This window comes from Nonomuraea sp. NPDC049419, from assembly GCF_040676995.1.
GTDB classification, from domain to species: Bacteria; Actinomycetota; Actinomycetes; order Streptosporangiales; family Streptosporangiaceae; genus Nonomuraea; species Nonomuraea salmonea.
In genome coordinates, this window is sequence record NZ_JBFAQB010000029.1 from 1 (window position 1) to 26,322 (window position 26,322).

Consider the following 26,322-nt stretch of genomic DNA (forward strand, 5'->3'; position numbering starts at 1 on the left):
TGAGCCAGGATCAAACTCTCCAAACAATGCTTGAAAAGAAGTCCTGGCCAACACTCATGTCCACATGAATGTCAACCAAAGGAATCCGTCAAAAAATGACGGGGTTGTGCATCATGCACTGGCTTTTAACACACTGTTGAGTTCTCAAGAAACGGACGCGTACATCCTCACCGAAACCACAATTCCTTGTGATCCCCGCTCGGAGGCGTTCACTCCGTTCGTTCTGTTGTGTCTTAATCTTTTCAGCCGCTCAAGTCCCTGTCAAATTGACCGGACCGGCTCGACTTTCCAAGAATTAAGCCGCGCCCCCTTTCGGAGACAACCCCTCTAAGTTACCAGCCGATCCGAGTGGACGCGCACGTCTCACCGGAGTGGTGATCTCTTGGAGGTGGCCCCCGAGTGAGCCCGGCGATCACCGCCGTTCTCGTGGGACTGGTGAACTCTATGTACGCCTCCCGGAACCGTCAAATCGATGGTTCGTCCCTCTCCCAGAGGCGGCCCAGGGGTAGGTACGGGGGCGTGCGTGATCAATCCGTGCCGAGGGCGGTGATCATCTTGGTCGGCCTGGCCGCCGGGGTGATCGTGCTCTTCGGCATCCGCGAGGTCGCCTCCATCGCCGGGCCCGTGGTGCTGGCTCTCGTGCTGGTCATCGCGGTCTCCCCGGTACGCGACTGGCTGGCCCGCCGGCACGCCCCCATCTGGCTCCAGGTCGCGCTGCCCTTCCTCATCGTCGTCCTCGTGCTGCTCGCCATGGTCGGCATCATCACCATCTCGGCCACCCAGCTCGCCTCGCTGCTGCCCACGTACACCGACCAGTTCCAGCGGCTCGTGGCCGACGCGCAGCGCTGGGCCGCGGCGCACGGGCTCAGCAACGACGTGCTGAGCAGGGGGCTGCGGGCGTTCGACCCCGGCAGGGTGCTGGGGCTGGCGCAGATCCTGCTCGGCAGCCTGATCGGGGTGCTGTCCGCGCTCTTCCTCATCGTGGTGCTGTTGCTGGCGATGTCGCTGGACGCGCCCGTCACCTCCAAGGTGCTCACGGCCGGCGAGGGGAATCGGCCGCACGTGGTGACGGCGCTGGCGACCTTCGCGCACAAGACGCGGCGGTATTTGATCGTCTCCACGGTCTTCGGATTGATCAACGCGATTCTCGACATGATCGCGCTGTCGTTGTTGGACGTGCCGCTGCCGTTGCTCTGGGGTGTGCTGGCGCTGATCGCCAATTACATTCCGAACATCGGTTTCGTGATCGGGTTGCTGCCGCCCGCCATGCTCGCGCTGCTGGACGGCGGAGTGCGGACGATGCTCCTGGTCATCGCGGCTTATTGCGTCATCAATGTCGTCACGCAGTCGTTCATTCTGCCGAAATTCCTGGGTGACGCCGTGGGGCTTTCCACGACGATGACGTTCATCTCGCTGATCGTGTGGACTTTCGTGCTGGGGCCGCTCGGCGCGATTCTCGCGATTCCGTTGAGCCTGCTGACGCGGGCGTTGCTCATCGACAGCGACCCGAGTGCGAAATGGGCGCAGGCGCTGGTGTCCGGTAAGCGGCCGGCGGGGCCGCCCTCCCCGGGACGAGTGAGGCGGGTCAGAGGAGGTGGCTCATCGGGCCGCCGCTGAGCCGCCGTACGTCGTTGGCCATGTGAGCCTGGTCGGTGTAGCCGGCCGTGGCGGCGACCTGGGCCAGGGGGAGGCCGGTGCGGGCCAGGCGCAGCGCCTGCTGGAAGCGGACGATGCGCTGCAACGTCTTGGGCGCGTAGCCGAACGCGGAGACGCTGCGGCGTTGCAGCTGGCGTTCGCTGAAGCCGAGCGACCAGGCGACCTCGCTGACCGTCTTGCCCTGGCTCAGGGCGGTGGCGATGGCGGGGGCGACGGGGTCGAGGCCCTGGTCGGCGTCGTAGCCGAGGTGGGGGACGAGCAGGCGGCGCCGCACCGCCGCCCGCATGGCGTGCAGCCGCTCCCCCGCCGTGCCCGCGGGGCCGTCGGTCAGCTCGCGGAGGAACGCGTGGCCGCCGGGCAGGTCGGCCAGGGGGACGCGGCGGTCGAGGAGGTCGGCGAGCGGGACGCCGAAGAACGCGCCGACCGCCCCCGGCTTGAACCGAAGGCCGACCATGGTCTCGCCCGCTCTGATGGACGTCGGCATGGGCCCGGTGTCAGGCCCCGCCACGAACGGCCCCTCGTCGCCCCAGATCAGGTCGACGCAGCCGTCGGGCACCACGAGCACCCGCCCACCACCCCGCTGCTCGGGGGTGATGGGAGAGCCGGAGGCGGGCGGACCGGAGGGCGCCGCACCCGGGGCCGGCGGACCCGAGGTGTCGCCGGTGCGGAGCCATTCGCAGGTGATGCGGCCGGTGAGGCCCGAGGCCGGGGGCCGTTCGGCGTACATGGCTCCAACGTACGCCCGCCCTACGACAGATCGCCCAGCCTCCCGTACGCGTGCAGCGTCTGCAGGCGCTGCACGGTGATGTAGCCGCCCCATTCGTGCTCCACCAAAGGCGTCCACATCGTCCAGTTCGGGCCCCAGCCGCCATCCGGGGACTGCGCGGCGAGCAGCGCGTCGAGGTGGGTGTCCAGGATGTCCTGGGGGAAGAGCGGCAGCGGCGACGGCCGGGGCGCGAAGTCGAGCGGATGGTGGACGTGGCCGGGCGCCTCGAGGTCGTAGGTGACGGTGCCGAGCAGGACGTCCCGCAGCCGGTCGAACTCGGCCAGCGCGCGCTCCCTGTCCGGCACGTACGTCAGAAAGGTCAGCGCGGCCATCGCCTCGTACGTGCCGGGCTCCTTGAGGTCGGCCAGCCGCGACCAGCAGAACGCGGTCGCCCCGGCCAGCCACGGATGCGCGACCCCGTGCTCGTGCAGCAGCCCCGCGATGGGCGCGGTGGGGACGAGCGCGCCAGGCGGGTCGTCGTCGGTCTGCCACCAGGGGGCGCGCGGTGCCTCGCGCACGGACGGCAGCACCCACGGCACCCCGCCGTCGGGCGTGGTCACGGAGGCGAGGTAGTCGCAGGCGGCGGCCACCATCGGCGAGTCGAAGGCGTCCAGCTCGTCGAGGATCCACAGCGCCACCTCGACGGGCTCGGGCTGGCTGCCGGCGCCGCGCAGGTCGGGTTCGAGCGCGTGGCCGAAGCCGCCGTCGGGGTTCTGATAGGCGTGCAGCGCGTGCAGTACGGGCTCGCGCGGGCCGCCCCTGAACAGCGCCTGGAAGCGCAGCCGGTCGATGAGGCGTCCGTGGTGGAGCAGGTAGCGCTCGGCCCGGTCGAGTACGTCCATGACGGAGCTCCTTTCAACGTGGGCTTCCGACGCTAACGAGACCGGGAGACCGCGGGCTTGTAACAATCGGACACGTGGACAGACGGCGCTGGGACATCGACGAGCGCTTCACCGGGGTGTGCGACGCGACGGCGATGCTGCCCGCCGTGCACCGGCTCGGGGAGGCGATGGCGTCCGGCGGGTGGGTGACGGAGGACCCTGAGGTGCACCTGCTGCCGCACCTGCGCGGGGTGCCGGGCTGGGAGGTGCTGGACGGCCGGCTGGTCGACGACGGGTTCTACGAGGTGCGGGCCCGCCGGGAGGAGGAGCTGGAGGGCGTCGCGGCGTACCGGGCGGCGATCAGGCTGCTGTCGGTGATCGCGGAGCCGTCCTTCCTGGTACGCCAGGCCGCCCCCGGCGTGTACGAATGCGTGACGGGCGTCCTGGACGGCGACGGCGTCTACCGGTCGCACGGCCACCTGGTGCGCCTGATCGTCACTTGAGGTGGAAGACGGGGCCGCGCGGCCGGAAGGGCAGCGAGGCCCCCTGCGGGATCAGGAAGGCGTGCTCGCGCCGGATCCGCAGCACGTCGCACTCCCCGTCGGTGATCAGCAGGATGGGCCCGTCGGGCGGGAAGTCATCGGCGCGTTCGAGCAGCCGGACGCCGGGCTGGAGGATGGTGCCGCCCCGCCCGCGCACCCTGACCTTGGAGGCGATCTCCTCGACGGGCAGGTAGCCGGCGTCGTAGGCGGTGGCGTCGCAGAACACGACTCGGGCGCGCGGCACGTCGCGGGCGGCGGCGTAGGAGGCGATGGCGCCGAGCGCCTTGCCGAGCAGTTTGACGTCCATGGAGCCAGATGTGTCGAGCACCACCCCGAACGTGGCCTTCCGCACGACCTCCTCGGGCCGGATCCGGCCGGGGCGCGGGATGTGCGGGGTGGCGGCCTGGCGGCGGGAGGCGCGGGCATAGGTGCGGCGCTGCTCCTCGGGCCGGAAGTGCTCGTCGAACCAGCGGGCCAGCCGGGCGTCCCACGGCAGGGGCGGCTGGTCGAGCGCGCGGATCTCCTGTTCGAGCCCGGCGGGCAGCAGGCCGCGGCCGCTGGACTGGTGGTAGGCCAGGCCGGTGGTGAGGGCGTTGCGGTAGTAGTCGTCGAGGTCGACGTAGCCGCCGGCGCGGCGGGGCGGGCGGTCGAGCACGTCGCCGAGCCCGCGCCCGCGCAGGGTGCCGAGCTTGCGCAGCCGGCGCAGGTCGGTGGCGATGCGGTCGTAGACGGCCTCGGCGGACATTCCGGTGAGCGACTGGTCGAACAGCAGCCCTTCCGGCATCTCGCCGACGCCCATCTCGACCAGCCAGCCGTTGATGACGTAGTCGCAGGCGACGTTCCACAGGTACGGCTCGCGCATGCCGGCGCGTTCGCCGTGGCGGAGCGCGGCGTGCAGCATCTCGTGGGCCAGCACGAACCGCCAGCCCGGCTCGGTCTGCCTGCTGAGCGGGTTGATGTAGATCTCGCCCGCTTCGGCGCTGACGGCGGCGATCGAGATGTCCCACGAGCGGGCCAGCTCGGCGTCCGTGACGATCTTCATGCCCGCGGCCAGCGCCCCGAGCAGCGGGTACGACGACACGAACCAGCGCAGCGCGGTGTCCCAAGGTCCCTTGACGTGCCCTTCGACGGAGGAGCGTGGTTCACCGGCGACGTCGAGGGCATGCGTGGCCGCGTCGGCGATGCCGATGGCGAACGACCGGGGGAAGTCGAGGTCGCGGGCCAGCTCGGCGGTGCCGACGCGGAAGTCGGGCTCGCCCGGCGGGCGGTAGGCGTCGGGCACGCTGGTGCGGCGCCACAGCTCCGACAGCGCCACCTCGTCGTGCGGGGGCAGCTCGGCGGGCAGCGGCGCGGGGCAGCGGCCGATCTTGAGTGTGCGCAGGAAGCGTTCGACGGCCAGGCAGCAGGCGGCGTGGTACGCGGGGTCGGGGAGGTCGTCATCGACGTCCTTCGGCGCGCAGGAGCGCGGGTCGGCGTGGCCGAAGGCGAGGTGGAGCAGCAGGTGGGCGAACACCCACGCCCATTCGTCGGCGGGGGCGCGGCGCTTGGGGTGGAAGTGCACGTCGCCGCCGGCGGTGACGTACGCCCATGTGTCGGGGGTGAGGCGGCCGGCGGGGGCCTCGTACAGGGTGCTGTGGAAGACGCGGAACAGCGGCAGCCGGCTGACGGTGTGCCAGCCCTTGAGCACCTCGGCCCGCCAGGGGTCGGTCTTGGCCTTGCGGCGGCTCATGAGCGGGCGGCCATCAGGCGGGGCACGTCTCTGCCGACCTCGACGAGGAACCAGGTGGGCAGCGCGGGCGCGCCGTCGGCGTCGTTGGCGATGACGAGCTGGGCGCACTCCAGCGAGATCTCGGCCAGCTCGACCAGCAGCGTCTTGGCGCGGAAGGCGAGGTCGCGGCCCCGGCCCGAGGCGCCGCGCTTGTCGGCGGGCAGCTCTTTGACGAGGCGGGCGCGGAAGGTCTCGGCCAGGAAGTAGAGCAGGTCGCGCTCCTCGGGCCGGCGCGGCCATGGAGCGTCGCCCTTGAGCACGGCCTCCAGGTCGTACGCGTGCCGCACGGTCTTGACGTAGGCGCGGAAGGCGGAGGCGTGGGCGCTGGTGAGCGTGCCGAAGGCGAGCGTGGCGAGGGTGTCGTCGGAGATGTCGTCGCCGTAGGAGACGAGCACGTCGGAGAGCATGTGCCAGGCGCGCGGCGAGGAGAACGGCTCCTCGGTCTTGGGCGGCGGGCTCCACAGATGGTCGGGCCGCTGCACGAGGTAGTCGATGATCCAGGGGTGGATGCCGTTGGCGGCGGCCCACTTCAGCCAGTCGTCGGACGAGGCCCGCAGGTGGACGTGGACCAGCCGGTTGATGAGCGCGGACGCCATGGGCCTGGCCAGGGCGTTGTCGGTGGCGCGGTTGCCGGCGCCGATGACGACGGAGCCTTCGGGCAGCTCGTAGGCGCCGATGCGGCGGTCGAGGATCAGCGAGTAGAACGCCTTCTGCACCTCGGGGGCTGAGGCGTTGAGCTCGTCGAGGAACAGGCAGTAGGGCTCGGCCCGCGCGATCGACTCGGGCGGCGCGAACCTGCTGCGCCCGCCGACCAGCTCGGGCACGCCGATGAGGTCTTCCGGGGCGAGCTGGGTGCCGAGCAGCGTGACGCAGTCGAGGCCGAGCGAGTCGGCGAACGCGCGGACGAGGGAGCTCTTGCCGATGCCGGGGGCGCCCCACAGGAAGACGGGCCGGACCACGGCGACGTGCAGCAGCAGCTCGGGAAGCTGTGCCGGAGTGACCGTGATCGTCGCCTGCATCACTCCAGACTGCCCAACGACGCTCGCGGCGCGCGAGGCATTTAATGCTTTGCCCGCCCCATCGGCCGCGACCTACAGTGACCGGCATGTCGAGCATGTTCTGCTGTCCGTGCTTCATCCGCATCCGCCGCGGCCGGGCTCTGGCCCGCTAGCGGATGCGATGAGCTGACCTGAGGCTGACGCGTCCGCAGGCGCGCCCGGGGCCCTTCGAGAGACCTGTTCATCTCGAGGCCCAGGAAGGGCAGTGCTGTGGCGCAGAACTTCGCGCACGGAAATCATTCACACACTCAGAAGAAGATCAGGAACGCCGGTGGCGGCCGCACGCCCGCTGATCGGGCGCGGCGCACGCTGTCGCAGAACTTCCTCGTCGACCGGCATGCCGTGCACCTGATGGTCAAGGCCGCCGCCCCGGACGGCCTGGTGCTGGAGCCGGGTCCTGGCACGGGGGCGCTGACGTTCGCGCTGGCGGAGGCGGGCGCGCGGGTGATCGGCTACGAGCTTGACCCGCGGCTGGCCGGGCTGCTGGCCGCGCGGACGCGCAGCGATCCGCGCATCCAGGTGGTCAGGGCCGACTTCGCGCGGGCGCGGGCGCCGCGCGAGCCGTTCGCGGTCGTGGGGAACATCCCGTACGCGGCGACCTCGCGGATCGTGGACTGGTGCCTGCGGGCGCCTGGCCTGACCTCGGCGACGCTGCTCACCCAGCGGGAGTACGCCCGCAAGCGCTCGGGCGACTACGGCCGGTGGAGTCTGGTCACGGTGCTGTCGTGGCCGTGGTTCGACTGGCGGCTGGGTGACACGGTCGGCAGGGAGAGCTTCCGCCCGGTGCCGTCGGTCGACTCGGCGATCCTGCGCGTCGAACGCAGGCCGGAGCCGCTGGTGTCGGGCCGCCGCTCGTACGAGGAGCTGGTCGAGCTGGGCTTCGGCGGGGTGGGCGGCTCGGTGCGCGCCTCGCTGAAGACGCGCTACGCCGGGGTGGACGCCGCGCTGGCGGCGGCCGGGGTGGCCCGCGACGCCGTCGTGGGCCACGTGCATCCCGGCCAGTGGATCACGTTGTGGGAGCGCCTATGCCGGTGAGGTGATCCGCGACTTGGGCGACCTCGAGGAGGCGAGCCCTGGGACCTCCGCGACGCGGCGGTTCCAGGGCAGGGCCAGCGCGAGGATCGGCAGGATCAGGATGGAGGCCCGCGACCAGTAGGTGTGCTGCAGCCACCACCCCTGCGGGTCGAACTGGGTCATGTAGAGATAGCCGTAGGCCGACCAGAACGACGTGGTGAGGATGGCCGCCCAGGCGAACCTGGTGGGCCGCGCGACCAGGAACGGCATGAACCACAGCAGGTATTGGGCGCCGAGCCGGGGCGTCATGATCATGAAGACGATCAGGATGGCCGTCGTCATGTCGATCGGGTCGGCCCGCCGCCACCACAGGATGACGGCGATCACGCTGACGTAGATGAGGTTGGTGCCGAACGAGGCCAGCTCTGGCCGCAGGTCCCAGCTGCCGTCGGTGAACCACGGGGTCCAGCCCCACTCGCCGACGATGGGCCGGATGTCGCGGATGGTGTCGATGACGGCCGGGATCTGGTTGAGCGACGTGCCGGCGAAGATCGGCAGCGTCACCAGGAAGAAGACCGGCACGAGCCCGGTGGTGAACAGCCCCATCACGCGGGCGCGCAGGTTGGGCAGGAGCAGCAGCATGCCGGGGATCAGCCAGATCGGCCAGCTCTTGGCGCACAGCGCGAGGCCCATGAGCAGCCCGGCCAGCGCGCCGCGGCGCAGGTGGGCGCGGTCGTCGGGGCCGGGGAGCAGCGCGCGGTGCAGCATGCCGCGGCGGCCGATCACCCGTGGGATGGAGCCGCGTACGCCGTAGGCCGCGATGCCCTGGCGCACCCTGGCGGCGACGTCGGTGACCATGCCGGGCCTGTGGGGGTCGCCAGGGCCGCGGGCCACCACGAACGCGGCCACGCCGAACACCAGCGCGACCGGCTCGACCTGGCCGTGCACGGAGGCGACGAGCAGGGCGAGCGGGTTGAGCGCGTACTGGAAGGCGCGCAGCGACGCCCTCGGGCCGCCGGCGAGCTTGCCGACCAGCGGGATGAGCACGATGTCGGCGACCACGGTGACCAGCCGGCCGGCGTATTCCCATGGGATGCCCAGCCACAGCAGGATGCCGTAGACGTAGGGGATGGTCGGCAGGAAGTGCCAGCCGCCGTTGCTGGCCAGCACCGGATCCTCGCCGCGCAGCACGGCCTCGCCCGCGGGCTTGAAGCTGTTGACGAAGTCGACGGGCTGCCAGGTGCCGATGGCCGCGACGTACATGATGAGCACGCGCACGGCGATGCCGACCGTGAGGGCGACCCAGAGAGGGGGGCGCCAGTCACGACGTTGCGCGACGATGGCGAGCACGACACCGGCGACGAGGACGATCCCCGTGAGAGCTGCGTAATCCATGGCGCGTCTAGCCTGCCGTAAGCCGGGACCCGCTGCCACTCGGCCGGGTCGAGTGCTGCCAATTCTTATCCCCGACATGCCGACACGTATCCCGATACGACATCACGGTCTGTGTTGAACTTTTTCCATGGGGGGATCGCAGGTCAACCAGGCACTGGTCAGGCTGTATTTCGAGGTACGGGACGGGGAGCGCGACCCGGTCGCGGCCTGGGCGAAACTCACAGCAAACTCACAGCTCTACCACCGCATGCGAGGTGAGCGGCGGGTGCCGCTCGACGACGCGACGGCGGCGGAGCTGGCCGCCGCCGCGATCGTGGACACCGCGGCGCGGCACGGCGCGGAGCGGGTGGCGGCGCTGGCGACCTCGCCGCTGTCGCGGCTGGTGGACGGGCTGGGCGGGGCGGTGCTGACCGAGCATCCGTGCGCGCCCGAGCAGGTGCTCGGCCCCCGGTTCTCCGGCCCTGGGGCCGACGACTGGGCGCGGCAGGCGTACGTGCTGCTGTGGGGCGAGAACAACCGGCTGGTACGCACGGCGGACACGCCCTGGGTGATCGCCGGGCGGTACAAGGGCCAGAAGGTGGTGGCGATCGGCACGCACCCGACCCGGCTGTCGGACGAGACGCTGGTGGTGCGGCCGGGCACGGACGGCGCACTGGCGATGGCCATGGGGCACGTGCTGCTCAAGGAGTTCTTCCTGGACCGCACACCGTTCGCCGGGCACGCGATGGAGCGCACGGACCTGCCGTCCCTGGTGTGGTTGCGGCGGCGGGAGGGCGCGTACGTGCCGGGCGGGCTGACGGGTGAGGTGTGCGACCGGCTGAGCGTGTACGGCGGTGAGGCGGCGGAGGTGCTGCTGCCGCGCTTCGACGACGGCACGGGGGTGCTGCGGCGGGGCGTGCCGGTGGTGCTGGACGGCGGTGAGCCGGTGACGACGGTGTTCGACCTGCTGCTCGCCGTGTACGGGGTGCCGCGCCCCGGGCTGCCGGGGGTGTGGCCGGGCGGGTACGAGGACCGGGCTGAGCCGTACACGCCGGGGTGGCAGGAGGCGTACACGGGGGTGGCGGCGTCGCGGGCGGTGAAGACGGCGCGGGAGCTGGGGGTGACGGCGGAGAAGACCGGCGGCCGGTGCGTCATCGTGCCGGGGCGGCTGGAGACGCCGCACGCGGACACGGCGTACCGGGCGATGCTGGCGCTGCTGGTGCTGACCGGGTGCGGCGGCGGGTGGGCGCAGGCGGGCGGCGCGGGGATCCCGCTGGTGCCGTACCTGTGCCTGCACGCGTGCGGCGAGGACCGCGCCGACGTGGGGGCGCTGAGCTGGGCGCTGGCGGAGGGGTTGTTCGCGCGCAGGACGTCGCGGGCGGTCCTGCTGGAGGCGGTGGCCGGGGGGTGGCCGATGGCGCCGCCACCGCGCGTGCTCGCGCTCCCCCGGCCGATCTATCCGCTGCCGCCCGACGTGGACCTGCTGATCGGCCCCGACGAGCACTGCGACCTGACGCCGCCCGACCCGGAGCTGCTGGCCGGGGCCGTGACCAGGCTGACCGGCGACACGTCCCCCAGGCGGCTCCCCGAGCCGGGCGCGCGGCCCGGGTTCGGGCGGATGCGGCTGATGGTGGACCACGCCTGGATGCACGAGTACGGCGAGGCGCTGCCCACCTACCGGCCTCCCGGTCTCGGCATCCCGATCAAGCCCACCCAGCTCGTCAGGGTGCGGTGAGCCCGTCGAGGTAGGCCCGGTGGCTCCGGGAGAACTCCTTGCCGTTGAAGACGTCCCAGTTGATCGACCAGGCCATCAGCCCGCGCAGGCCGGGGTAGACGCCGCGCGGCCGGTACGGCCCGCAGCCGGTGCCCTTGGCCAGGCAGTCGAACGCCTTGCGCACCTCGGCCACGGTGGTGAACCCGTTGCCGGCGTGGGGCGAGGCGGGCAGCCCGATCGCCACCTGGTCCTGGCGCAGTGGCGGGAACACGTTGGCCGGGTTCCCCGCGATCGGGAAGCCGGCGAGCAGCATGTCGGTCATGGCGACGTGGAAGTCGTGCCCGCCCATCGTGTGGTACTGGCCGTCGAGCCCCATGATCGGGCCCGAATTGTAGTCCTGCACGTGGAGCAGGGTCAGGTGGTCGCGCAGGGCGTGGATGACGGGCAGGTAGGACGCGCTTCTGGCGTCGGCGCCGTTCTGGCCCGGCCCGTAGAACTGGTGGCCGAGCTGGACGAAGAACGTCTCGGGGGCCATGGTGAGCGTGAAGTCGTCCCCGTAGCGGCTCTTGAGCGCCTTGAGCGCCGCGATGAGGTTGACGACGACCGGGGTGGTCGGGCGGGCGAGGTCGGTGTCGCCGGGGTCGAGGTAGAGGGAGTGGCCCTCGAAGTCGACGTCCAGGCCGTCGAGGCCGTAGCGGTCGATGATGGCCGACACGGAGCTGACGAACGCGTCGCGGGCCGCCGCCGTGGTGAGCTGGACCTGGCCGTTCTGGCCGCCGATCGAGATCAGCACCTTCTTGCCCTGCGCCTGCTTGGCCCTGATGGCGGCGATGAAGTCGGACTCGGACTCGACGCCTGGGCATTCGGCGGCGGGGCAGCGGGTGAAGCGGATGTCGCCGGAGGTGACCGAGGTGGGCTCGCCGAAGGCGAGGTTGATGACGTCCCACTCGTCCGGTACGTCGCTCATGCGGATGTAGCCGGAGCCGTTGGCGAACGACGCGTGCAGGTAGCCGACCATGACGCGCTCGGGCAGGCCGGCGTCGCCGCCGCCCTCCGCCGTGGTGCCGGTGACCTGCGTCGAGTACGGCGAGCAGTTGCCCGCCGCGTCGCAGGCCCTGACCCGGAAGGCGTACGACGTCCGCGGTGTCAGGCCGGTCGCGGTGTACGCGGTGCCGGTGACGGCGGCCGGGGCGGCGCCGTCCCTGGAGACCTCGTATGTCGTCACGCCGACGTCGTCCGATGAGGGCGACCAGGTCACGTCGAGGCTGCTCGCGGTCGCGCGGCCGACGGTGACGCTCCCTGGGACGGCAGGGGCCTGGGTGTCCTCGGGGCCGCCGCCGCCCGGGCCGTCCAGCTGGACGTCGTCGGCGAGGTAGGGGCCCTGGCCGTACCAGCCGTTGACGTACACGGTGACCGACGTGGTGGCGGGGCCGGTGGTGAAGGAGGTCCTGAGCTGGGACCAGGCGGCGCCGGGCGAGCCCCACGTGCTGGTGCTGACGCCGGAGCCGGTCGCGCCGAGGAAGACGTACGCGCCCTGCACCCAGGCCGACAGCTGATAGGTGGTGTCCGGCAGGACGGTGATCGCCTGCTCGCAGCGGGCCAGGTCGTTGCCCTGCGGGGTGGCGCGCAGCGCGCGGGCGCCGCCGTGCACGGGTGCGGTCACGGTCTCGGTGCCCGAGCAGGTCCAGCCGGTCAGGCCGGACTCGAAGCCCGGGTTCTGGGCAATGTTCGCGGCGTGTGCGGGGGTGGCGGGGAGTGCGACGAGTGCGGCGGCCAGCAGGACCGCCGGTGCTCGGAATCTCATGCTGTCCTCACTGCGGCCCGCCCCGAGGCGGAGGGGGGACGGGCCGGTCGGTGACGCGGAGGCGGCCCGCCCCTTGCGCAGGGGCGGGCCGGTGGGTCAGAAGCCGGCGGTGATCCTGGTGAAGTCCCAGTCGGCCTGCGCGATGCCGCTGCAGTGCGCGACCACGCCGCCGCCGGGGCAGCCGCGGTCGCGGTTGACCGCCCAGTAGGCGAGCCTGGTCAGGCCCTTCGACCTGGCCCAGTCACGGATCTGGGTCCAGGTGCCGGTGGTGGTCATCTCCTGCTGGTCGGACACGCCGTTCATGCCGGAGATGCCCATGTGGGCGTACGCCTGCGCGTCGGTCCAGCCATAGGCGTTCTTGAGCGCGTTCTTCAGGCCCTCGGAGGCGTTGACGGTGTCCTGGTAGATGTTGGAGCTGCCGAAGTCGAACGGCATGATCGTGAAGTTGTCGATCGGCACGCCGAGTGCCCTGGCCTGGTTGATGAGCCGGACGCCGTGGTTGTTCGGGCCGGTCCGCTCGGTGCCGAACGTGACGACGATCTTGATGTTCGGGTTGTTCTGCTTGACGATCTTGAGGGCGTTCAGGATGCGGTCCTGGACGGTGTAGTTGGCGAACTCGTCGGTGTTCTCGATGTCGAAGTCCACGACGGCCGGGCCGACGGCGTTGATGACCTGCTGCACCGCGTTCGCGTACGCCTGCGGCGAGGAGCAGTTGGGGCCGAGCTTGTTGCCCTGCCAGCCGCCGAAGGAGATCTGGACGTTGCCGCCCTTCGACTTGATCGTGTTGATCGCATGCTGGTCGGCGCCGCCGGTGAGCGGCCTGTTGCCGTCCCAGGCCGGGGTGCAGCCGCCGCTCGACAGGATGAACGCCATCGTGAACGACTTCACGCCGGTCGCGTCCATCACCGTGCCGGGGTTCGGCGGGTTGCCCCAGCCCATGTAGAGGTAGGGGGCGCCGGCCATCTTCGCCGGGTCGGGCCCCGGGCCGGAGCCGCCGCCGGAGGTGGTGACCGTCACGGCGTTGCCGGCCCCGGACAGGTTGCCGGCGGCGTCGCGGGCGCGGACGGTGTAGGTGTAGCTGGTGTTCGCGGCGCGGCCGGTGTCGGTGTGCGACGTGCCGGACACCGTCGTGACCAGGGTGCCGCCCCGGTAGACGTTGTAGCCGGTGACGCCGACGTTGTCGGTGGAGGCGTTCCATGCCAGGGAGACGCTGCTGGAGGTGACGCCGGTCGAGCGGAGGTTGCCGGGCACCGACGGGGCCGAGGTGTCGCTGCCGCCGCCCGAGCCGCGCTTCCACAGCGCGGGCACGTTCGGCGGCTCCCAGCCGGGCTGCGAGGTGTGGCCCTGCAGGCACACGTAGTCGACGCCCTGGTACGTGACGACGGCGCCGGTCGCGTACGAGGTCCACGGCGCCCAGGCGGCGGCAAGCTGCCTGATCTGCTGAGTCGTGGCCTGTGCGGGGGTGGCGAGCCCGGCGCCGGTCAGCACGAGGGCGAGGCCGGTCGCCAGGGCGGTGAGTCTGCTGCGAAAGGTCATGGCATTCCCTGGAGGTGGGGCTTGACGGTCTTGGAGAACTGCCAGTTGTTGCTCGCGTCCCAGTTGATGGACCAGGTCATCGCGCCGCGGATGTCGGGGTAGGCGCGCGGCGGCACGAAGGATCCGCAGCTGCTGCGTTTGGCCAGGCAGTCGAGCGCCTGGTTGACGAGGGCGGGCGCGACGACGCCGCCGCCCGCCGCGCCGGGCCCGGCCGGCAGGCCCAGCGCCACCTGGTCGGGGCGCAGGCCGTTCTCCAGCTGGATGCAGGCCAGGGCGGTCATGAAGTTGACCGAGCCCTGCGCGTACGCCTGCGCCTGGTCGCAGCCGAGCATGGAGCCCGAGTTGTAGAACTGGGTGTGGACGACCGTGAGGATGTCCTTGATCGACAGGGCGAGCTTGAAATACTCCATCCCGGTCGTCTGCATGTCGATGGTCTGCGGGGCCATCGTGATGATGAGGCCGGCGCCGGCCTTGGCGCGCAGCGATCTGAGCGCCTGGGCCATGTAGGTGGCGTTGAGTCCGTTCTCCAGGTCGATGTCCACGCCGTCGAAGCCGTAGCTCTGCATGATCGCGTGGACGGAGTCGGCGAAGCGGGTCGCGGCCGCCGAGTCGGCCACCTGCACCCGGCCGGCCTCGCCGCCGACCGACAGGATGACCTTCTTGCCGCGCTGGTGCAGGGCCTGCACGTCGGCCTTGAACTGGGCGTCGGTGTAGCCGCCGACCGCGGCGGCCAGGCCGCCGTCCACGGCGAAGGTGACCTGGCCTGGAGTGGAGGTGGCCTCGCCGAACGCGACGGCGATCAGGTCGTACTCGCTGGGGACGGCTCCGAGCTTGAGCTCGACGGCGGGGTTGACGAAGTTGTGCCAGTAGCCGGTGAGGAAGTGCTTGGGCAGCGTGCCTCCGCCGCCGGTGCAGCCGCTGGTGGTGGCGGTGACGTCACGTCCCTGCGACTCGCCCTGCGCGTTGTACGCCGTGACGGTGTAGGTGTGCGTCTGGCAGGTGCCGAGCCCGCCGATGGTGGCCGTGGTGCCGGTGACCGTGGCCTTGACGGCGCCGCCCTCGTAGACGCGGTAGCCGGTGACCGTGCCGCTGGACGCGCCCCAGGTCAGGGTGATGGCGCTCGCCGTGGCGGTGGCGTTGACCGGTCCGGGGGCGCCGGGCACGCCGGGGTTCGTGGTGCCGCCGCCGCAGGAGCCGCCGTTGAGCGTGCAGCCGGTGATGCCGGGGAAGTTGCCGGGGTTGCCGTTGAAGCCGAAGCTCGCGCTGGCCCCGGGGGCGAGCGGGCCCGCCCAGCTCGGCGGGGTGAAGGTGTAGTGCTGCCCGCTCCTGGTCATGACGGCGTCCCAGGCGGACGGGATGCTGAAGCCGGACGGCAGGTCGAACTGCACGTTCCAGCTCGGCATGGCGGTGGTGCTGTCGTTGGTGACGGTCACCTTGCCCTCGAAGCCCGAGCCCCAGTCCGACACCTTGACGAACGTCGCGGTGGGGCCCGCGGCCTGCGCGGGCGCGGCGGGGAGCACGGAGAGGCCGAGTGCGGCGGTGGCCAGCGTCAGGAGGATCGCGCGTAATCTCACGGGTCTTTCCTTCTGGTTTTGCGTGCCGTACGGCTTGCGCAGGGGGGTGAGAGCGCAAGCCGTACGGCACGGCCCGCGGAGGTGCACACGGGCCTGGGGGGTGTCTGCGCGAGTAACCTTGCTGCGGTTGTCAGGTCTTGTCCGGACGAAGATTACTTTTAGGAAACTTTCCTAAGGATTGCCGCGATCGTAGCTCTGACACCCGAGGCTTACAAGACCCAAACACGACTCCGCCGCACGAGTCAGCCGACCCGTGCGGCGGAGGAGAGACCGGCTGCTACGGCTGCCGGGTGATCCTGACGTCGTCGATGCCGGCCTCGACCAGGGAGGCCCCTGAGGCGTCGGCGGCGTCGATCAGGATGCGGACGGTCTGGCCCGCGTGCGCGTTCAGGCTCGCCGTGGCCGTGGCCCAGGCGCCGTTGCGGTTGCTTGCCGCGCCGGGCTGGTTGAGCACGGTCGTCGTGGTGCCGCCCACCACGCGGACGCGCAGGTAGTCGGCACTGGAGGCGTTCGAGCCGTGCGCCAAGTAGTACGACAAGGACAGGTTCAGCGCACCCGTCGAGGGCAGCGTGATCGGCGGCGACTGGATCGAGGTGACGCCGCCGTCGACGTCATGGTCACCCGCCGACGAGCCCGCCGGCCGCCCGGTCACCAGGTCGTTCGTGCCGCTCACCGTGGTGCCGAGCTGCTTGGCGCCGCTTGAGGTGGTGGCCTGCGGGTCGCCCCGCTCCCAGAGCCCGGCGCCGGCCGTGTCGGTGCCGTTCGGGTTCGCCGTCCAGCCGGTCGCCGTCTCGAACGTGTCGATGTAGACGGTCTCCGACGGGGTGCCGGTGCCGCAGTACTCGGCCTCCTTGCCGATGATGCGGTAGACGCAGTCCGCGTACTCCAGGAAGCGCAGCACCGCCTCCCTGTTACGGGTGGTCTGCGTGACGATCTGCTCGTCCGGCGGGTAGAAGCCGGGGCTGGAGCCGCGCGGATACATCTCGAACGTGAAGCTGAAGATCTTGTAGACGCCCCACAGCCAGTCGTCGATCGTGCCGTCGGTGATGTAGAGGTCGCTGGCCTGCTCCGGCGTGTACCCGTTCGTGCTCGCCATGTTCTGCCCCAGCGTGGCGTGCGCGTCGCGGTCGTCCTGCGTCAGGCCGGGCGCCGTGTCGCTGAAGGTGTAGCCGTACGGCCAGAGGATCAGCTCGCTGTAGGTGTGCCAGTCGATGTGCGCCTTGATCTGCTGCACCCCGCCCACGACCCGGCTGCGCACCCAGTTGGCCGCCGCCCTGACCTCGGGCGCCGACTCCGCGCTCGCCCCCCGGTACGTCTCGCTGCCCGCCGAGCCCGACGACCCGCCGCAGCAGCCCCAGTTGTAGGCCCAGTTACGGTTCAGGTCGGTGCCGACCGCGGACGAGCCGGAGTTCGGCTGCCGGTTCTTGCGCCAGGAGCGGTAGGAGCCGGTGGCGATGTCGTACTCGCCGCCGTCCGGGTTCAGGTCCGGCATGATCCAGATCTCCCTGGTGTTCACCAGGTTCGTGATCCGGGCGTCGCCGCCGTAGTTGTCGGCCAGCAGGTGCATGATGTAGAGCGCCATCTCGACCGTCAGGTGCTCGCGGGCGTGCTGGTGCGCGGTGAACAGCACCTCGGGCTCGTTCTCGTCGGCGCCCACGTTGTCGCTGATCTTGACCAGGCGCAGCGGCCTGCCCTCGTACGACGTGCCGTACGTCGTCTGGCTGACGATGTCGGGCCGGGCCGCCACCAGCGCGTTGATCTCCGCAGTCATCTCGGCGTAGTTGTGGTAGGCCGAGTCCGCCGGCGGGAAGTCCAGCGCGCCCACCGATGACGGCGGCGCCGGCCGCGGCACCTCCGTCACCCGATAGCCGAGCCGCCTGATGGCAGACACCTCGGACTCCGTCGCCGTGACCAGCACCGAGTCCGGGTCCACCTCCTCGATGGCGGCTCCGGTCGCCGCCACCGCGCTGCGCTGCCGCGCGTCCGCCGGGCCCGCCACCCGATACTGCTTGTTCGGCGGCGGCTCGGCGGTGGCCACCGCGCCTGTCATGCCGGTCAGGCTGATCAGGCTGAGGGCGGCAAGCAGGATGACTAATCGGTGTCTCACCTCGTCCTCCTCGGGCGCTCGGGGTCGGGGTTGACCGGCGCCTGAACTGAGAGTGAAGACGTTGACCGCCGCGGAGAAGGCCCAAATTCCGTCAGCCGGCGGCCAGCTCCGCGATGCGCTCCACCAGGCCGTCGGCGTCGAAGCCGATCGGCTGCCAGTAGACGTGGTCGGCGCCCAGCTCCCTGGCCCGCGCGAGGTCCTCGGCCACCTGCTCGGCCGAGCCGGTGAGCGGCATGCGCTCGTCCAGCGGCCGGTCGCCGATCACACCGTTCACCTGGATGACGAACGGTCCAGCCCCGCCGGCCTTGCGGTACGTCTCCACGCACTGGCCCAGCGCGTCCCAGTCGAACACCACGGCGCTCAGCCCCATCCCGAGCGCGGCCGCCCGCTCGACCGCCGCCGGGGCCGCCGCCCCCGCGAGCAGGGTCAGCCCGGCCGGCTTCGGCCCGACCTGCGACTCGGGGATCGTGTAGAAGCGGCCGGAGAAGCTCACCGGGTCGGGGCCCCAGCACGCGCGCATGGCCGCCACGTGCTCGGCGAACCCGGCCCCGCGCCGCGAGATGGGCACTCCCGCCGCCTCGAACTCCTGCGCCATCCAGCCCTGGCCGAGCCCGATCCACAGGCGGCCGCCGCTCAGCCGGTCGAGCGTCGCGAGGCGCTTGGCCAGCACGACCGGCGGGTGGTAGAGGGCGTCGATGACGCTGGTGCCCAGGCGGATCGTGCTGGTGGTGGCCGCGAGGTAGGCGAGCGTCTCCAGGGGGTCGTACACGATGGCGCTCTCCTCAGGCAGCGGCACCACCTGGTTCAGCCCCAGCATGTACGGCTCCGCCGGCCGCAGCAGCCGCTCGTACGCCCACACCGCGCCGAGGCCCGCGCGCTCGGCACGCTGAGCGACGTCGGCGATCCGCTCAGGGCTCGCCTCAGGTCCCGTGATGGGCAGGCCGATTCCGAAGTCCATGTCGTGCTCCCTTCCGTCACATGGATGGACCTGGGCGGGGCGGGAAAGTCATCGGGCCGCCGGATATCGTGTGATGTCAGCGGTTCGTCCCCAGGAGCAAGCAGCATGTTCTTCGGCATCACCGATTTCTGGGCCTACGCCATCGGCGCCTTCCTGATCATCCTGTTGCCCGGGCCCAACTCCCTGTTCGTGCTCACCCACTCGGCCACGCACGGCGTACGGGCGGGCTACCGGGCCGCGTGCGGCGTCTTCGCGGGCGACACCGTGCTGATGTTCCTCAGCGCCGCGGGCGCCGCCTCGCTGCTGCGCTCCCACCCGGCGCTGTTCGCCGTCGTCAAGTACGCGGGCGCTCTCTATCTCGCCTGGATCGGCCTGCAGATGATCCGCGGCGCGTGGAAGTCGTGGCGCGCTGCCCCCGAGGTGCCTGAGCAGCCCGTGCCGGAGCTGTCCGTGGCCGCGCCGGCCAGGGCCGGGAGCCGCCCGTTCCGCAAGGCGCTGACGATCAGCCTGCTCAACCCGAAGGCGATCCTGTTCTTCGTCTCGTTCTTCGTGCAGTTCGTGGACCCCGGCTACGCCAGCCCGGCGCTGACGTTCGTCATCCTCGGCGCGGTCATCCAGCTCTTCAGCTTCCTCTACCTGACCGCGCTGATCTTCGGCGGCACGTTCCTGGCCACGCAGTTCCGCCGCCGCAGGCGGCTCGGCGCCGGCCTCGCCTCGGGCGTCGGGGCCGTCTTCCTGGGATTCGGGGCGAAGCTGGCCACCGCGTCACTCGGCTGAAAGCCCGGTTCAAGGCGCGGCTGTTTTCGTGGAGACAGATCGAACGCGTCAAAAGAGGCAGTCGCACCACCACTCCTCAGGTACGGTAAGCCACCGGCGTGCTTCCCGGGGACGGCGGCCGATGACGCTCTGGTGACAGCGAGCGATCCATCGGGAAAGCCTGGTCCCCCGAAGCCCGGGTAGTCGCTGATCGTCGGCCTATCTGCGGAGCAGCCTTGAACCATCCACCGGTCACCCTTCCACGCCTCACCGCGCTCGCCCGGCAGGCGGCTCCCCGGCTGCTCGAGGCCGTCGTGGCGCCCCTCGCCGTGTTCTACCTGGCCATGGTGGTTCTCGACTTCAGGTGGGCGCTCGCCCTGACCGTCGCCTGGGTCTACCTGGGGGTGATCTGGCGGCTGATCAGGCGGATCAAGGTGCCCGCGACGATGTTCCTGGCCGCGTTCGCGATCACCGTACGCGCGATCGTGGCGTTCTGGACCGGCACCTGGATGTGGTTCTTCATCCAGCCCGAGATGGGCACGATCTGCATCAGCATCGCCTTCCTCGCCTCCGTGCGGCTCAACAAGCCGCTGGTGGAGAAGCTGACGCTCGACTACATCCACCTGCCGTCGGCGGTGCTCAAGCACGAGCGCGTGCGAAGGTTCTTCGCCAGGATCACCCTGCTGTGGGCGTTCGTGCTGCTGATGAACTCGACGTTGAGCATCTTCCTCGCCGTCTACGAGTCGCTGGCCGGCACGCTCGCCGGGTTCATGCTGCTGCGCACGTCAGCGGTGGCGCTGATCAGCGGCACCGCGATCACGTTCTCGATCATCGCCTTCAAGCGGCTGCTGCACCGCCTGCACGTTGCCCACACCTGAGCCCACACCCGAGCCCACACCTGACCGTTCGACCAGCAGAAACGCCGCGCACAGGCCCATGACCAGCCCGGTCAGCATGCCGAACAGCGCCACGAACTCCTCCACGCCGCCCTCCGCCGCGCTGAGCGGCCCGGCTGCCGCCGCGACCACCATCGCGTAGAGCCCCCAGGCGAACAGCGTGCCCGAGCCCAGCCAGACCAGCACCGCAGGGCGCCAGAACGGGCCGCGCCCCCGCCTGCGCCCCCGCCCGAGCCCCCGCCCGCGCACGAGCGCCACCAGCGCGAGCGCCCCCGCGATCGCCAGCGTCCCGCGCAGCAGATTCTGCACCGCGAGGTACGGCTGCGCCCCGATCACCCACGCCAGCATGACACCGCCGAGCAGCACCGCCACCGGCAGCGCGCCCCAGGCGATCACCCGCTGCAGCGGCCTGGTGAGGCTGGGAAAGGGGTGCGCGAGCCGGGTGGTGAAGACAGAAGGCCAGCGGTCGCGGGCATAGAGCGCGAACGCGGCCATCAGCCCCACACCCTGCCCGATGAACCCGCCGTAGACCATCGCGTACACCCACGGCTCGATGGGGCCGCCGTCGAGCGCGTCCAGCCCGGAGGCGGCCAGCACCACCGGCGCGCTGACGATCACCACCGACAGCAGGCCAGAGCCGACCCACAGCGGCAGCAGCACCAGCCAGGCCGGCAGGCGCAGCCCCCAGCGCATGGTGAAGGCCAGCGCCAGCACCAGGCCGACGGCGTCCATGCCGAACGTCATCGCGTTCATCCCGACCATCGCCGGGTCCGCCATCAGATCGGGGGCGCCGACGCCGACGTAGTGGCCGGCCAGCCAGAGGATCTTCAGCGTGAGATAGGGCAGCATGGCGGCGACCGCCACGATCGCGGCGGTGACGCGGCCGATGCCGGGCCTAGGTGCTTCGGTCATGCTCCGAGCGTGGCGCGGCGGGCTCCCTGGCTCCTCCCGAGCCTCGGGGATCCTCCTCCCCCTCGCGAGGGAGGGTGACGGCGAGCTCGAAGCCGCCGCCCAGGGCGCGCGCGGTCAGCGTGCCGCCTTCCGCCCGTACGCGCTCGCGCAGGCTCGTCAGCCCCAGCCCGCCCCGGCGGGCCGTGGGCCTGCTGCGCGGCGGCCCGTTGCGCACGCATACGTGCTGCGGCGAGACCGACACCGCGACCTCGGCGCCCGGCGCGTGCTTGGCCGCGTTGGTGAGCCCCTCCTGCACCACGGCGGCGGCCAGCTCCGGCATCGGGCCGCCGGCCAGGTCGAGGGTGATCGCCATGCCGGAGCCCGCCGCCCTGCGGACCAGATCGGGCACCGACTCCTCCGCCGGCATCTCCAGGGGCGCCAGGGGCGCCGCCTCGGCGTCGTCGCGGAGCAGCCCGATGATCTGCCTGAGCCGCTCGGTGGCGTCGGACGCCGCCTCGCGCAGCTCGCCGGCCGCCTTGACCTGGGCGGGCGCCAGCCCGGGAGCCAGCTCGAGCCCGCCCGCCCTGACCGCGATCAGCGCCAGGTCGTGGCCGAGCGAGTCGTGCATGTCCCGCGCGATCCGCGCTCGCTCCCGCAGCCTCGCCTGCGCCTCGACCGACAGCCTGGTCTGCGCCCGCTGGTGCAGCAGCCTGCCGCGCAGCACGCCCAGCAGGTAGGGGACCAGGTAGGTGCCGATCACCGCGGTGACCATCGACACCCACAGCGCGAGGTCGCCGCCCATCACCACGACCACGGCCACGCCGACCAGCGTGATCAGGCAGAACGCCACGAGCGCGGGCGCCGTACGGGTCGCCCGGCGGCCGGTCAGGTAGGCGTACCAGATGATGAACGGCGACGTGGGCAGCAGCGGGAGGATCTTGACGGCGCGCCGGGGCAGCAGCCACGTCAGGTCCACCGTCGCGAACCCCTCGCTGAACTTCCACGGCCCGAGCGGCAGCAGCAGCATCAGCGCGGCCAGCGGCCAGCGGCGGCCGACCAGCACCGCCGCCGCGGCCAGGCACCAGCGGGGCAGGGTCACCAGGGCGAACCCGGCGGGGTCGCGGAACGGGTCGGCCCCCATCGCGGCGATGAACACGCAGAGCCCGATCCACAACAACAGGTCGTAGACCACCTGGCGGCGGTTCGCGCGGCGGAGCTGGCGAAGGTACCTCACGCCCGCCGACGTTATCCGCTGCCGGCCGGTACGGGAGACCCCCGAAGGCCAGGTGAGGCGCCTGACGAAAGTAGGGGTGGGGAGCCGTCCACCGCGACGGTAGTGCTAGCCCTACCGGGAAAGCGCCTACCTCCACTCCTGATTCCGGCGCGCGAAACCGGTTTGATCGATGGTGTCATCCGGAGGTCCGGCGCCCTCCCCCGACGAAAGTAGGGGGTGAGGCATGCCTTACGTCCGATGTGCCGTGACCTGCGGAGTTTCTACCTTCCAGGGGTGACGGCCCTGACCCGCCTCCGGGAAAGGGCCGCGTTCGACCCGGGGCATCCCCGATACCCCGGAGACCCCCACACAGACAGGCTGTGTGGTGCCCCTAACGATCGGAGTACACGCTCATGTCGCACGCCATCCTCGACCTGGTCGAGCAGGTGATGTCGTCGCCGTGGCTGTATGTCGCGCTGTTCGGGCTCGCGCTGCTCGACGGGTTCTTCCCGATCGTGCCGGCCGAGACGTCCGTGATCACCGCGGCGGTCTTCGCCGCCTCGGGCCAGACCAACCTGGCCCTGGTCATCGTGGTCGCCGCCCTGGGCGCGTTCGCCGGCGACCACATCTCCTACCTGATCGGCCGCCGGTCGGGGGGACGGCTGCGGGAGAAGAAGGCGTTCGTCTGGGCGCGCAACGCCCTGGCGGAGCGCGGTGGGCTGGTCCTGGTCGTCGCCAGGTACATCCCCGGCGGGCGTACCGCGACCACGCTGACCATGGGCGCCGTACGGCACCCGCTGCGCTCGTTCACCTCCTTCGACGCGATCGCGGCGGGCTCGTGGGGCCTGTACTCCGGGCTGATCGGCTTCTTCGGCGGGATGGCGTTCGAGAACGACCCCATCAAGGGCCTGCTGCTCGGCCTCGGCATCGCGGTGTCCATCACCGTCGTGGTCGAGGTCGTGCGCTGGGTCAGGAAGCGGCGCGCCACCAAGGCTTCCGCTGACCGCCTTCCGGTGGACACGTCCCTTTGACCCTGCCAGGTCACCATCCGTTGGAAAGGAGTGCGCAATGACTGTGCTGGCCGCGGTGATCGCCCTGGTCGGTTCGCTGTTCTTCGCGCTCGGAGCCGCCCTGCAGCAGTTCGAGGCGGTCGGCACCGCCAAGCCTGGGCTGCTCGTCCTGCTGCGCAGGCCGCGCTGGCTGATCGGCGGCGCGTCCATCCTCGCCGGTGGTGGCCTGCACATCGTCGCACTCGGGCTCGGCCCGCTGACCGTCGTCCAGCCGATGGGCGTGGCCAGCCTGCTGTTCGCGCTGCCCCTCGCCGCCACGCTGCACAACCGCAAGCCGGAGCGCAAGGAGCTGGCGGCGGCGGGCGTGGTCGCGGCCGGTCTGGTGGGGCTGGTGCTGCTGGTGCCGGAGTCCGACGGCCCCACCCACCTCGGCCCCGACGGCGTGCTGACGCTGCTCGGCGTGGCCGGCGTCGCGGCGGTCCTGCTGTGGGCCGCCTCGAAGGTCGCCTCGCCCGCCGGCCGCGCGGCCCTGCTCGCCACCAGCTCAGGCGTGCTGTACGGCGCCACCGCGACGCTCATGCGCGTCCTGGTGGACGGCGCATGGAACTGGCTGTACCTGCTGGCGCTGCCGGTCCCCGCCCTGCTGGCGCTCATGATGCTGCAGCGTGCCTACGCCGTCGGGCACTTCGGCGTCTCCTTCGCCGCCCTGCAGATCGCCGACCCGCTGACCGCGGTCGCGTTCGGCGCGCTGCTGCTCGGCGAGCCGCTGCCGACCGGAGTGCTGCCCGTCGTGGCGGCGCTGCTGACCGCCGCCGGCACCGTGGCCCTGGCCAGAACGAGCCCGCTGGAGACCCGCTGATGTCCCTGCACGAAACCCTGCCCCCGCCATGCCCCTCGCAACCGGTGAAAACGGAGTCATCTCACATGGCCATGCCCCTGCACAGCGTCCCCCGCGTCCCCGACCTCGGCCCCGCCCCCGAGCGGCCGCGCCGCGTGCTGATCTCGACCGACACCTACCCGCCCGACGTCAACGGCGCCGCCTACTTCACCCACCGCCTGGCCACCGGCCTGGCCGCACGGGGCAACGAGGTGCACGTGGTCTGCCAGTCGGAGACCGGGCGAGCCGGCGCCGACGTCGAGGAAGGCGTGGTCGTGCACCGATTGCGCTCGGCGCCGATCCTGGTCCACCCGACCATGCGGGTGACCGTGCCGACCAGGCTCGACCGGCTGCTCGCCGACATCAAGCCCGACGTGCTGCACACCCAGGGCCACTTCGTGGTCGGCAGGGCCGCCATCGCCGCCGCCCGCCGCGCCGGCGTGCCGATCGTCGCCACCAACCACTTCATGCCCGACAACCTGTTCCAGTTCGCCCACATCCCCGCGCGGCTGCGCGAGCAGGCGGGCCGGCTCGCCTGGCGCGACTTCAGCCGGATCTTCAAGCGGGCCGACCACATCACCACGCCCACCCCACTGGCCGCCAAGCTCCTCGCCGACCAGGGCTTCCGCAGGGAGGTCGAGCCGGTCTCCTGTGGCATCGACCTGACCAGGTTCCACCCGCGGCCCGAGCCCAAGTCGTGGGCCCGCAGGTCCTTCGACCTGCCCGACCGGCCCACCGTGCTGTTCGTCGGCCGCCTCGACGAGGAGAAGCACCTCGACGAGCTGGTACGCGCCCTGCCGCTGGTGCTCAACGACACCGACGCGCAGCTCGCGTTCGTCGGCAAGGGCAACCAGCGGGAGGTGCTCGAACGCCTCGCCAAGCGCATCGGCGTGCAGGACAGGGTCTTCTTCCTCGGGTTCGTGCCCGACGAGTCGATGCCGCAGGCGTTCGCCGCCGCCGACGTGTTCGGCATGCCGGGCATCGCCGAGCTGCAGAGCATCGCGACGCTGGAGGCCATGGCCTCGGGTCTGCCCGTCGTCGCCGCCGACGCGATGGCGCTGCCGCACCTGGTCGACTCCAACGGCTACCTCTACGAGCCAGGCGACATCGTCACGCTGGCCAGGCACCTGACCACGATCCTGGTGGACGACGAGCTGCGGGCCAAGCTGGGCCGGGCCAGCAGGGAGCTGGCGCTCACGCACGACGACCAGGCGTCGCTCGCCAGGTTCGAGCGCATCTACGACGAGGTCGGCCGATGACGCTGAAGCAGACCTTCTGGAGCACCGTGCTGCTCACCGTGGCATCGGCGGGCGCGCTGGCCTACGCGCAGGTGGCGCTGCCCTCCCAGGTGCTGCTCAGCGACTACGCGCTGGTCTCCGGCGGGCTGCTGCCCGTGCTGGTCGGGATGCTGGCACTCGCGGGAGCGTGCCTGGGTCTCGCGTACGGGCTGGCCGCCTCCGACCCGGCGCGTACCGCGGCGACCCGGGTCCTGCTCCTGGCCGGCGCGGCCGGTCTCATGATGAGCGCGATCTTCCCGACCGACCCGGGCACCTCCCAGGTGGGCTCGCTGTCCGGCGAGATCCACCGCTGGTCGGCGGCCGTCGTCTTCACCTCGCTGCCGGTCGCGGGCTGGACCCTGGCCAGGGGCCGGGGCGGCACGCCGCGCTGGAACGCCGTACGCGCGATGGCCATGGCCTCCGGGGTGTCGCTGGCGGTCTACCTGGCCGCGCACCCGGCCTCGTTCACCTCGCCGCTCATCGGAGGCGCCGCCTACTACGGGCTGCTGGAGCGGGCCGTGGTGCTGGCCGAGATGGGGCTGCTCGTCGCCATGGCGCTGGCCGTCGCGACCGGACGGCCCGCCGCCAGGACCGCGCACGACCCCGCGAGCACGGACACGGGGACGCTCACCGGCCCGCTGGCCGAGCACCCCGAGCGGCCCGGCGAGCAGGAGCGGCTGGCCGCGTGACGGCCACACTTCGACGGGGGC

Annotated in this window: 22 protein-coding genes; 10 read left to right on the forward strand and 12 right to left on the reverse strand. The window is 71.4% G+C overall.

Annotated features, from left to right (window positions below; translation table 11 throughout):
- Positions 1-519 precede the first annotated feature (519 nt).
- Positions 520-1,617 (forward strand): AI-2E family transporter, encoded by a 1,098-nt coding sequence (locus AB0K12_RS44500; protein WP_364574688.1) that lies wholly within the window; start codon positions 520-522, stop codon positions 1,615-1,617.
- Here the strand turns inward: AB0K12_RS44500 and AB0K12_RS44505 are convergent.
- Both AB0K12_RS44505 and AB0K12_RS44510 read right to left on the reverse strand, forming a co-directional pair.
- On the reverse strand, positions 1,586-2,383 hold the full coding sequence (locus tag AB0K12_RS44505) for a helix-turn-helix domain-containing protein (protein WP_364574690.1): 798 nt from the start codon (positions 2,381-2,383) through the stop codon (positions 1,586-1,588). The two genes, AB0K12_RS44500 and AB0K12_RS44505, sit on opposite strands and share 32 nt — an antisense overlap.
- A 20-nt stretch (positions 2,384-2,403) precedes the next feature.
- A complete protein-coding gene (locus AB0K12_RS44510; RefSeq protein ID WP_364574692.1) occupies positions 2,404-3,264 on the reverse strand; it encodes a hypothetical protein in 861 nt (286 codons plus the stop codon).
- Positions 3,265-3,338: 74 nt separating this feature from the next.
- On the opposite strand from AB0K12_RS44510, the gene AB0K12_RS44515 reads away from it, so the two are divergent.
- Entirely contained in the window at positions 3,339-3,746 is a 408-nt protein-coding gene (locus AB0K12_RS44515; RefSeq protein ID WP_364574694.1) for a hypothetical protein, read from the forward strand.
- On the opposite strand, the gene AB0K12_RS44520 is transcribed toward AB0K12_RS44515, so the two are convergent.
- Positions 3,739-5,514 carry a hypothetical protein gene (locus AB0K12_RS44520; RefSeq protein WP_364574696.1) on the reverse strand — a complete coding sequence of 592 codons (1,776 nt, stop codon included), beginning with the start codon at positions 5,512-5,514 and terminating at the stop codon, positions 3,739-3,741. The genes AB0K12_RS44515 and AB0K12_RS44520 overlap by 8 nt on opposite strands.
- On the reverse strand, positions 5,511-6,572 hold the full coding sequence (locus tag AB0K12_RS44525; protein ID WP_364574698.1) for a MoxR family ATPase: 1,062 nt from the start codon (positions 6,570-6,572) through the stop codon (positions 5,511-5,513). Before AB0K12_RS44525 ends, AB0K12_RS44520 begins: the two co-directional genes overlap by 4 nt.
- A 249-nt stretch (positions 6,573-6,821) precedes the next feature.
- On the opposite strand from AB0K12_RS44525, the gene erm reads away from it, so the two are divergent.
- Entirely contained in the window at positions 6,822-7,646 is an 825-nt protein-coding gene (gene erm / locus AB0K12_RS44530; RefSeq protein ID WP_364574700.1) for an ErmE/ErmH/ErmO/ErmR family 23S rRNA (adenine(2058)-N(6))-methyltransferase, read from the forward strand.
- Here erm and AB0K12_RS44535 read toward each other — a convergent pair.
- Positions 7,635-9,020: a hypothetical protein gene (locus AB0K12_RS44535; RefSeq protein WP_364574702.1), complete on the reverse strand. Its 1,386-nt coding sequence runs from the start codon at positions 9,018-9,020 to the stop codon at positions 7,635-7,637. The genes erm and AB0K12_RS44535 overlap by 12 nt on opposite strands.
- 127 nt (positions 9,021-9,147) lie before the next feature.
- On the opposite strand from AB0K12_RS44535, the gene AB0K12_RS44540 reads away from it, so the two are divergent.
- Positions 9,148-10,734 (forward strand): molybdopterin-dependent oxidoreductase, encoded by a 1,587-nt coding sequence (locus AB0K12_RS44540; protein ID WP_364574704.1) that lies wholly within the window; start codon positions 9,148-9,150, stop codon positions 10,732-10,734.
- Here the strand turns inward: AB0K12_RS44540 and AB0K12_RS44545 are convergent.
- The 5 genes from AB0K12_RS44545 to AB0K12_RS44565 all read right to left on the reverse strand — a co-directional run bounded on the left by AB0K12_RS44545 (position 10,721) and on the right by AB0K12_RS44565 (position 18,692).
- Positions 10,721-12,517: a glycoside hydrolase family 18 protein gene (locus AB0K12_RS44545; RefSeq protein WP_364574706.1), complete on the reverse strand. Its 1,797-nt coding sequence runs from the start codon at positions 12,515-12,517 to the stop codon at positions 10,721-10,723. The genes AB0K12_RS44540 and AB0K12_RS44545 overlap by 14 nt on opposite strands.
- A 96-nt stretch (positions 12,518-12,613) precedes the next feature.
- Positions 12,614-14,053 carry a carbohydrate-binding protein gene (locus AB0K12_RS44550; protein WP_364574708.1) on the reverse strand — a complete coding sequence of 480 codons (1,440 nt, stop codon included), beginning with the start codon at positions 14,051-14,053 and terminating at the stop codon, positions 12,614-12,616.
- Complete coding sequence (locus AB0K12_RS44555; RefSeq protein WP_364574710.1) at positions 14,050-15,627, reverse strand: cellulose binding domain-containing protein; 1,578 nt, start codon at positions 15,625-15,627, stop codon at positions 14,050-14,052. The genes AB0K12_RS44550 and AB0K12_RS44555 overlap by 4 nt, the downstream gene beginning before the upstream one ends.
- Before the next feature lie 277 nt (positions 15,628-15,904).
- Positions 15,905-17,734 (reverse strand): M14 family zinc carboxypeptidase, encoded by a 1,830-nt coding sequence (locus AB0K12_RS44560; protein WP_364574712.1) that lies wholly within the window; start codon positions 17,732-17,734, stop codon positions 15,905-15,907.
- Between the two features lie 91 nt (positions 17,735-17,825).
- Positions 17,826-18,692 (reverse strand): TIGR03619 family F420-dependent LLM class oxidoreductase, encoded by an 867-nt coding sequence (locus tag AB0K12_RS44565; RefSeq protein WP_364574714.1) that lies wholly within the window; start codon positions 18,690-18,692, stop codon positions 17,826-17,828.
- Between the two features lie 105 nt (positions 18,693-18,797).
- Between AB0K12_RS44565 and leuE the strand changes: the two genes are divergently transcribed.
- Both leuE and AB0K12_RS44575 read left to right on the forward strand, forming a co-directional pair.
- The gene (leuE, locus tag AB0K12_RS44570) at positions 18,798-19,469 is read left to right on the forward strand and encodes a leucine efflux protein LeuE (protein ID WP_364574716.1); all 672 of its coding nucleotides are present in this window, start codon (positions 18,798-18,800) and stop codon (positions 19,467-19,469) included.
- A 215-nt stretch (positions 19,470-19,684) separates the two neighbouring features.
- Positions 19,685-20,326, forward strand: coding sequence for a VC0807 family protein (locus AB0K12_RS44575; protein WP_364382891.1), 642 nt, complete (start codon positions 19,685-19,687; stop codon positions 20,324-20,326).
- On the opposite strand, the gene AB0K12_RS44580 is transcribed toward AB0K12_RS44575, so the two are convergent.
- Both AB0K12_RS44580 and AB0K12_RS44585 read right to left on the reverse strand, forming a co-directional pair.
- A complete protein-coding gene (locus tag AB0K12_RS44580) occupies positions 20,234-21,256 on the reverse strand; it encodes a hypothetical protein (RefSeq protein ID WP_364574719.1) in 1,023 nt (340 codons plus the stop codon). The two genes, AB0K12_RS44575 and AB0K12_RS44580, sit on opposite strands and share 93 nt — an antisense overlap.
- Positions 21,240-22,469, reverse strand: a complete 1,230-nt coding sequence (locus AB0K12_RS44585) for a histidine kinase (RefSeq protein ID WP_364574721.1) — start codon at positions 22,467-22,469, stop codon at positions 21,240-21,242. Before AB0K12_RS44585 ends, AB0K12_RS44580 begins: the two co-directional genes overlap by 17 nt.
- Before the next feature lie 392 nt (positions 22,470-22,861).
- Here AB0K12_RS44585 and AB0K12_RS44590 point away from each other — a divergent pair, with 392 nt between their 5' ends.
- The 4 genes from AB0K12_RS44590 to AB0K12_RS44605 all read left to right on the forward strand — a co-directional run bounded on the left by AB0K12_RS44590 (position 22,862) and on the right by AB0K12_RS44605 (position 26,301).
- Positions 22,862-23,479: a DedA family protein gene (locus tag AB0K12_RS44590; RefSeq protein ID WP_364574723.1), complete on the forward strand. Its 618-nt coding sequence runs from the start codon at positions 22,862-22,864 to the stop codon at positions 23,477-23,479.
- Positions 23,480-23,516: 37 nt separating this feature from the next.
- Complete coding sequence (locus AB0K12_RS44595) at positions 23,517-24,317, forward strand: DMT family transporter (protein ID WP_364574725.1); 801 nt, start codon at positions 23,517-23,519, stop codon at positions 24,315-24,317.
- Positions 24,318-24,388: 71 nt separating this feature from the next.
- Positions 24,389-25,594 (forward strand): glycosyltransferase, encoded by a 1,206-nt coding sequence (locus tag AB0K12_RS44600; RefSeq protein ID WP_364574852.1) that lies wholly within the window; start codon positions 24,389-24,391, stop codon positions 25,592-25,594.
- Positions 25,591-26,301 (forward strand): DUF998 domain-containing protein, encoded by a 711-nt coding sequence (locus AB0K12_RS44605; protein WP_364574727.1) that lies wholly within the window; start codon positions 25,591-25,593, stop codon positions 26,299-26,301. The genes AB0K12_RS44600 and AB0K12_RS44605 overlap by 4 nt, the downstream gene beginning before the upstream one ends.
- The last annotated feature ends 21 nt before the right edge of the window (positions 26,302-26,322 follow it).

Coding starts and splice junctions, on each gene's coding strand:
- AB0K12_RS44505 (WP_364574690.1), bottom strand. CDS start 2,383: ATGTACGCCGAACGGCCCCCGGCCTCGGGCCTCACCGGCCGCATCACC.
- AB0K12_RS44510 (WP_364574692.1), bottom strand. CDS start 3,264: ATGGACGTACTCGACCGGGCCGAGCGCTACCTGCTCCACCACGGACGC.
- AB0K12_RS44520 (WP_364574696.1), bottom strand. CDS start 5,514: ATGAGCCGCCGCAAGGCCAAGACCGACCCCTGGCGGGCCGAGGTGCTC.
- AB0K12_RS44525 (WP_364574698.1), bottom strand. CDS start 6,572: ATGCAGGCGACGATCACGGTCACTCCGGCACAGCTTCCCGAGCTGCTG.
- AB0K12_RS44535 (WP_364574702.1), bottom strand. CDS start 9,020: ATGGATTACGCAGCTCTCACGGGGATCGTCCTCGTCGCCGGTGTCGTG.
- AB0K12_RS44540 (WP_364574704.1), top strand. CDS start 9,148: ATGGGGGGATCGCAGGTCAACCAGGCACTGGTCAGGCTGTATTTCGAG.
- AB0K12_RS44545 (WP_364574706.1), bottom strand. CDS start 12,517: ATGAGATTCCGAGCACCGGCGGTCCTGCTGGCCGCCGCACTCGTCGCA.
- AB0K12_RS44550 (WP_364574708.1), bottom strand. CDS start 14,053: ATGACCTTTCGCAGCAGACTCACCGCCCTGGCGACCGGCCTCGCCCTC.
- AB0K12_RS44565 (WP_364574714.1), bottom strand. CDS start 18,692: ATGGACTTCGGAATCGGCCTGCCCATCACGGGACCTGAGGCGAGCCCT.
- leuE (WP_364574716.1), top strand. CDS start 18,798: ATGTTCTTCGGCATCACCGATTTCTGGGCCTACGCCATCGGCGCCTTC.
- AB0K12_RS44580 (WP_364574719.1), bottom strand. CDS start 21,256: ATGACCGAAGCACCTAGGCCCGGCATCGGCCGCGTCACCGCCGCGATC.
- AB0K12_RS44590 (WP_364574723.1), top strand. CDS start 22,862: ATGTCGCACGCCATCCTCGACCTGGTCGAGCAGGTGATGTCGTCGCCG.
- AB0K12_RS44595 (WP_364574725.1), top strand. CDS start 23,517: ATGACTGTGCTGGCCGCGGTGATCGCCCTGGTCGGTTCGCTGTTCTTC.
- AB0K12_RS44600 (WP_364574852.1), top strand. CDS start 24,389: ATGCCCCTGCACAGCGTCCCCCGCGTCCCCGACCTCGGCCCCGCCCCC.
- AB0K12_RS44605 (WP_364574727.1), top strand. CDS start 25,591: ATGACGCTGAAGCAGACCTTCTGGAGCACCGTGCTGCTCACCGTGGCA.